This window comes from Escherichia sp. E14S1 (assembly GCF_004211995.1).
In the GTDB taxonomy this organism is placed as follows: Bacteria; Pseudomonadota; Gammaproteobacteria; order Enterobacterales; family Enterobacteriaceae; genus Escherichia.
On record NZ_RHJQ01000045.1, the window covers coordinates 1 to 5,968 of the forward strand.

Here is a 5,968-nt window from a genome sequence, read left to right on the forward strand (position 1 = left end):
GAAAAGTAAGTGCGTAGTTTTTCTGTCGCGTCATGGTCAAAAATCTGGCGTCTGTATTTGGTTAGACAAAGACCAGGTGAACATGCATCAGGAAAACACAGTGCCTTCCGCGTCGGATATCGGTTTCTTTTTTCATAGACCAAAGTATAGTTTGCCCTGTGAAGCGACTACAGGCATTTAAATTCCAGTTAAGACCCGGTGGTCAACAGGAGCGTGAAATGAGGTGCTTCGCAGGCGCGTGTCGTTTCGTTTTCAATCGTGCTCTGGCGCTTCAGAATGAGAATCATGAGGCCGGTAATAAATACATCCCTTACGCGAAAATGGCTTCCTGGTTGGTTGAGTGGAAAAATGCCACTGAAACACAATGGCTTAAAGATGCCCCATCACAGCCATTGCAACAGTCACTGAAAGACCTTGAGCGAGCCTACAAAAATTTCTTCCAGAAGCGTGCGGCTTTTCCCCGATTCAAAAAGCGGGGACAGAATGATGCATTTCGCTACCCGCAGGGCGTTAAGCTCGATCAGGAAAACAGCCGTATTTTTCTGCCGAAACTTGGCTGGATGCGCTACCGGAACAGTCGTCAGGTCATGGGAGTTGTAAAAAATGTCACAGTCAGCCAGTCCTGCGGTAAGTGGTACACCGTATCGTAAATATCCGCAGGGACAACCTTCACAAAGTCACAACGACAATCAGCAAAAACCACGCAATGATAGTCATTGAGGATTTGAAGGTCAGCAACATGTCAAAGTCAGCAGCGGGTACGGTCAGCCAGCCGGGGCGCAATGTCCGGGCAAAATCAGGTTTAAACCGTTCGATACTGGATCAGGGCTGGTATGAAATGCGCCGCCAGCTTGAGTACAAAGAGCTCTGGCGTGGCGGTCAGGTGCTTGCGGTTCCGCCAGCGTACACAAGCCAGCGTTGCGCGTGTTGTGGTCATGCAGCGAAAGAGAACCGCCTGTCACAAAGTAAATTCAGATGCCAAGTATAAACGGCGCTCGTAACATTTTAGCGGCGGGACACGCCGTTCTTGCCTGTGGAGGGATGGTGCAGTCAGGCCGCCCGTTGAAGCAGGAACCCACCGAAATGATTCAGGCGACAGCCTGAACGTAGCAGGGATCCTCGTCATTCAGGGCGTGGAGGATGTCAAAACCTGGAATAGACGCCGCACAGGCTATTTTGTGCGATCGCGGACATGCATCACGTTCGCAAATCGCCGATCCCGTTAATTTCGTTGCTTATTGCGTTACGAGCTACGCTTTTAAAACAACCTTCTTAGCGAGGCGATACCGTGAGCCGATTCATCCCCGTAGAATTACACCATGCCAGCCGTCTGTTAAATCATGGCCCTACAGTCCTGATCACCAGTTTAGATGAGCAATCCCAACGGCGTAACATTATGGCGGCAGCCTGGTCAATGCCGGTGGAGTTTGAGCCTCCACGCGTGGCGATTGTGGTAGATAAATCGACATGGACGAGGGAGTTGATTGAGCGTAACGGTAAATTTGGCATCGTTATCCCAGGCGTTGCAGCGACTAACTGGACGTGGGCAGTGGGAAGTGTATCTGGGCGTGAAGAGGATAAATTTAATTGCTATGGCATTCCGGTGGTGAAAGGTCCAGTGCTTGGTTTGCCACTTGTTGAAGAAAAATGTCTGGCGTGGATGGAGTGCCGATTGCTACCAGCGACTTCCGCGCAAGAGAAATACGACACGCTGTTTGGCGAAGTGGTATCAGCAGCGGCAGACGCACAGGTATTTGTCGAAGGCCGCTGGCAGTTTGATGATGATAAGCTCAATACGTTGCATCATTTAGGCGCTGGCACGTTTGTTACCAGCGGCAAGCGTGTTACGGCTGGTTAAGCATTACATGCTGTAACCAGGTTTCTTTATCAAGGCATCCATTTGGGGCGCAATTTCGGCGTCCCAGATAGCTTGCCATGATTCTGGTTGAATCTGCTGTAGCGCAATGCTTATCGAACTGTCTTTACTGTTCAGATGGCGAATAATAACGTCGGTAATATCTGCAGCAAGCGCTGCTTTTTGTTGTTCGTCCAGTTCACGCGGAAAACATTTAATGTCTATGTGCGGCATGATTGTGCTCCTTTTGAAAGATGTCAGTAAAATTAACACACGTTGTGAATGTCGTGTGTCCGGTAATGCGTTTTTACGGTAATAATGCCTACTTGAAATTGTACATATTTGTACTACACCCTTTTAAATAAAGCGCCAACGAAAACGTTAACTTGCAGAATATATTCTTCGCCAACATGCCATTAAGAAAACACCAAGTTCCCGGCTTGCCAATTTGTTAACGCCCATTATAGTTATTCTTGCCCTCACTAAAAATTTTCATCCGTAATTACCCTCAATAAAAATCCATTCTGGAGACACTTAAGATGCAGCTTAATCATATTGTTAAAAGTCTGCTAATAACGGGATTATTCACCACCAGTTCCTTACCTCTCCTCGCGGCGGAAGCCCCTAAAAACGCCACCGCAGCCACGCAGCAAGCAAACAATTTACTCTATAACCAGTTGCCGTTTTCCGATAACACTGACTTTACTGATGCCCATAAAGGTTTTATTGCCCCTATTCCTCAGGACGTGATTAAGGGCGAACAAGGAAATGTTATATGGGATCCACAACAATACGCTTTTATCAAAGAAGGCGATAAAGCCCCTGATACGGTGAATCCAAGTTTATGGCGTCAGGCGCAACTGATAAATATCAGCGGGTTATTTGAAGTGACTGAAGGTGTCTATCAGATTCGTAACCTCGATTTATCAAATATGACCATCATTGAAGGCAAAGAGGGTATTACCGTCGTTGATCCACTTGTTTCAGCAGAAACAGCCAAAGTTGGGATGGATCTCTATTACAAAAATCGCGGCCAGAAACCGGTAGTGGCGGTTATCTACACACACAGTCATGTCGATCACTACGGTGGTGTTCGCGGCGTAATTGATGAGGCTGACGTTAAATCAGGCAAAGTTAAAATCTATGCGCCAGCCGGATTCTTAGAGGAGGCTGTTTCCGAAAATATTATGGCTGGCAATGTGATGAGCCGACGAGCCAGTTATATGTATGGCAACTTATTGAAACCTGATGTTAAAGGCCAGGTCGGCGCGGGACTGGGAACAACCACTTCAGCAGGAACGGTCACGTTGATTGCTCCTACTAACTACATCACCAAAACCGGGCAAAAAGAAACTATTGACGGGTTGACCTATGATTTTCTGATGGCGCCAGGTTCCGAAGCGCCTTCTGAAATGCTGTGGTTTATTGAAGAAAAGAAACTGATCGAAACAGCAGAAGATGTCACGCACACCCTTCATAACACCTATTCGCTGCGCGGGGCTAAAATTCGCCAACCGCTGCCGTGGTCAAAATATATTAACGAAGCGCTCAATTTATGGGGTGATAAAGCCGAGATTATTCTCGCTCAACATCACTGGCCAACCTGGGGCAATGATAACGTGGTCAAACTGCTTAAAAGCCAGCGTGATTTGTATCGCTACATCAATGATCAAACTCTGCGTATGGCAAATCAGGGGATGACCCGTGATGAAATTGCCGCAAACTTTAAACTGCCCTCTTCACTGGCTAACACTTGGGCGAATCGCGGTTATTATGGTTCGGTAAGTCATGACGTAAAAGCAACTTACGTGCTTTATCTCGGCTGGTTTGATGGTAACCCCGCAACGCTTGATGAACTGCCGCCAGAAGAAGGCGCAAAGAAATTTGTCGAGTATATGGGCGGTGCTGATGCCATTTTACAAAAAGCCAAACAGGATTATGACCAGGGTAATTTCCGCTGGGTTGCTCAGGTTGTCAGTAAGGTGGTGTTTGCGGATCCAAACAACCAGGCAGCGAGAAATCTGGAAGCTGATGCGCTTGAGCAGTTAGGCTATCAGGCTGAATCTGGGCCGTGGCGTAATTTCTATCTCACTGGCGCACAGGAATTGCGTAACGGCGTACAAAAATTACCAACACCAAATACTGCCAGCCCTGACACTGTGCGTGCAATGACGCCAGAGATGTTCTTTGATTATCTTGCCGTCCATATTAATGGTGAGAAAGCGGCAGACGCCAAAGCCGTGTTGAATTTCGATTTTGGTGAAGATGGCGGAACCTATAAAGTGGAGCTTGAAAATGGTGTTCTCAATCATACCGCTGGTGTAGAGGCTTCGAATGCTGATGCCACTATCACTCTGTCTCGTGATGTATTGAACAAAATAGTACTGAAAGAAGAGACGCTGAAAGAAGCCACGGACAAAGGAGATGTCAAAATTACCGGCAATGCGGAAAAACTCAACGAGCTGTTAGGTTATATGGATAATTTTGAATTTTGGTTCAATATAGTGACACCTTAAATTCAGTATAAATTGGGCAGGTTTCCTGCCCTTTTCTGGTTATAAAAAATGGTTTCTGATAAAAGAAAAAACGCTCATTATTCGTGGAAAAATCGCCAGGATATGGTTATTCGCGGAATGTCGATTAGCCTGCCGTGGTTTGCCTTGATTAACATCTGTTTTTCATCGATGATTTTGCTGCGTGGTATTTTGTTTAATGAGGACATGACTTCAGGGCTTAATGAGAAAAACCTTGTACATACTATTGATATTTCATCTTTCGGCATTCTGCTGATTAGTGGCCTTTTATTGCTCATCTCCCGAAAAAAAGTGCTGTACATTCAGCAACTATTGGTCATTCTAAGCCTGTTATGGTCATGGTGTTGCTTTTATTTCATTGCACACTGGACGTTACCTTTTGCTTACCCTCTGTGTGTATTATTAATGCTTAGTGCCATTGTTGCGCTGTATTTTCACACGCCATCATTACTCGCATTTATCACTCCATTATGGTTTAGCATCCCGTTAGCCAGTCTTGTTCTCAATCAGCATGTGAATGTTCATTTCGCTGTCATCTGGGGCCTTTTTTCACTGGCGCTATATGGTGGGCGACTTATTTTATTACGTTGGTTTGAAGAAGCATGGCAACAAAACAAGTACAACAACCAGTTAATTAATCGCCTTGATGCATTAGCACATCGTGATCCTTTAACTGGGATAGCAAACCGACGTGCAATGAACAGTATCTTACACGACGCGATAGATAACGGCGGGTCATTTGCTCTCATTATGTTGGATGTCGATTTTTTTAAACGCTACAACGACACCTACGGGCACCCAGCGGGCGATAAATGTTTGATACAAGTTGCCGACGCCCTGCAACGCGCAATTCGCCAGCCTGAAGATATAGTCGCTCGTTATGGTGGCGAAGAGTTTGCCATCCTACTTTTTAATGCGACATTGCCGGAAGCTGAGACGGTAGCAGCCAGAGTGAAGCAAGAACTTAAACTGGCAGCTATCTCGCATCAGGCATCTGCTGTTAGTGCATTTGTTACGGTTAGTCAGGGGATTGCCTGTTCTGCTCCCGCAAAAACGGCTGAACAAATTATTTCAGATGCCGATGCCGCTTTATACCAGGCGAAAGAAAGTGGGCGAAATCGATGGGCTAAATAAGCATTAGGGGACTGGCCAGATTACGTCTCTCCGCTCTCAACAAGGGCTGACGGGTGGTAATATTTGTCTAGAGCTATTGTAAGTATCCCGCATAATCGTACCACCCAGGGCAAGATTACGAAAGCCCGCTCCCCGCAAGGACTGACGCCAGGTAGTTTCTGTCCATGGCTGCTTTTCGCATCTTACGTCTTAACCCTGCCTTGAATACCTTATCATTCGTCAAAATATTAATAGCGATGTGCCGTATCCCTGAAAATAATTCTGCTGCGTTTCCTCTTCTGATTTTGCAGTCGTCTTCATTCATTACCACGTCCAGACGCCAGTGCAGCTTATTCTCCACGTGCCAGTGATTTCGGATCGCTGTGGCGAACTTCTCTGCGGTTAAATCAGCAGAACTGATATAATATCTGACCGTCATTTCTGTCTCTTTCTTTTGCTCTGCTAT

General features: G+C 46.3%; 5 protein-coding genes and 2 pseudogenes. 4 read left to right on the plus strand and 3 right to left on the minus strand.

The window, feature by feature from the left end; translation table 11 throughout:
* A pseudogene (locus D9734_RS23050) lies at positions 1-136 on the minus strand (transposase); the annotation flags it as partial.
* A 22-nt stretch (positions 137-158) separates the two neighbouring features.
* On the opposite strand from D9734_RS23050, the pseudogene D9734_RS23435 reads away from it, so the two are divergent.
* Positions 159-1,104 (plus strand): annotated as a pseudogene (locus D9734_RS23435) (transposase).
* A 184-nt stretch (positions 1,105-1,288) separates the two neighbouring features.
* Positions 1,289-1,858: a flavin reductase family protein gene (locus D9734_RS23070; protein ID WP_130210861.1), complete on the plus strand. Its 570-nt coding sequence runs from the start codon at positions 1,289-1,291 to the stop codon at positions 1,856-1,858.
* Positions 1,859-1,861: 3 nt separating this feature from the next.
* Here the strand turns inward: D9734_RS23070 and pptA are convergent, their stop codons facing one another.
* The gene (gene pptA / locus D9734_RS23075; RefSeq protein WP_130210863.1) at positions 1,862-2,089 is read right to left on the minus strand and encodes a tautomerase PptA; all 228 of its coding nucleotides are present in this window, start codon (positions 2,087-2,089) and stop codon (positions 1,862-1,864) included.
* A gap of 305 nt (positions 2,090-2,394) precedes the next feature.
* On the opposite strand from pptA, the gene D9734_RS23080 reads away from it, so the two are divergent.
* The gene (locus tag D9734_RS23080; protein WP_130210865.1) at positions 2,395-4,371 is read left to right on the plus strand and encodes an alkyl sulfatase dimerization domain-containing protein; all 1,977 of its coding nucleotides are present in this window, start codon (positions 2,395-2,397) and stop codon (positions 4,369-4,371) included.
* Positions 4,372-4,473: 102 nt separating this feature from the next.
* On the plus strand, positions 4,474-5,523 hold the full coding sequence (locus tag D9734_RS23085; protein ID WP_130210869.1) for a GGDEF domain-containing protein: 1,050 nt from the start codon (positions 4,474-4,476) through the stop codon (positions 5,521-5,523).
* Between the two features lie 115 nt (positions 5,524-5,638).
* Here the strand turns inward: D9734_RS23085 and D9734_RS23090 are convergent.
* Positions 5,639-5,968, minus strand: a 330-nt coding sequence (locus tag D9734_RS23090) for an ISAs1 family transposase (protein ID WP_130210867.1), incomplete at its 5' end; no start/stop codon positions are given.

Coding starts and splice junctions, on each gene's coding strand:
- pptA (WP_130210863.1), bottom strand. CDS start 2,089: ATGCCGCACATAGACATTAAATGTTTTCCGCGTGAACTGGACGAACAA.
- D9734_RS23080 (WP_130210865.1), top strand. CDS start 2,395: ATGCAGCTTAATCATATTGTTAAAAGTCTGCTAATAACGGGATTATTC.
- D9734_RS23085 (WP_130210869.1), top strand. CDS start 4,474: ATGGTTATTCGCGGAATGTCGATTAGCCTGCCGTGGTTTGCCTTGATT.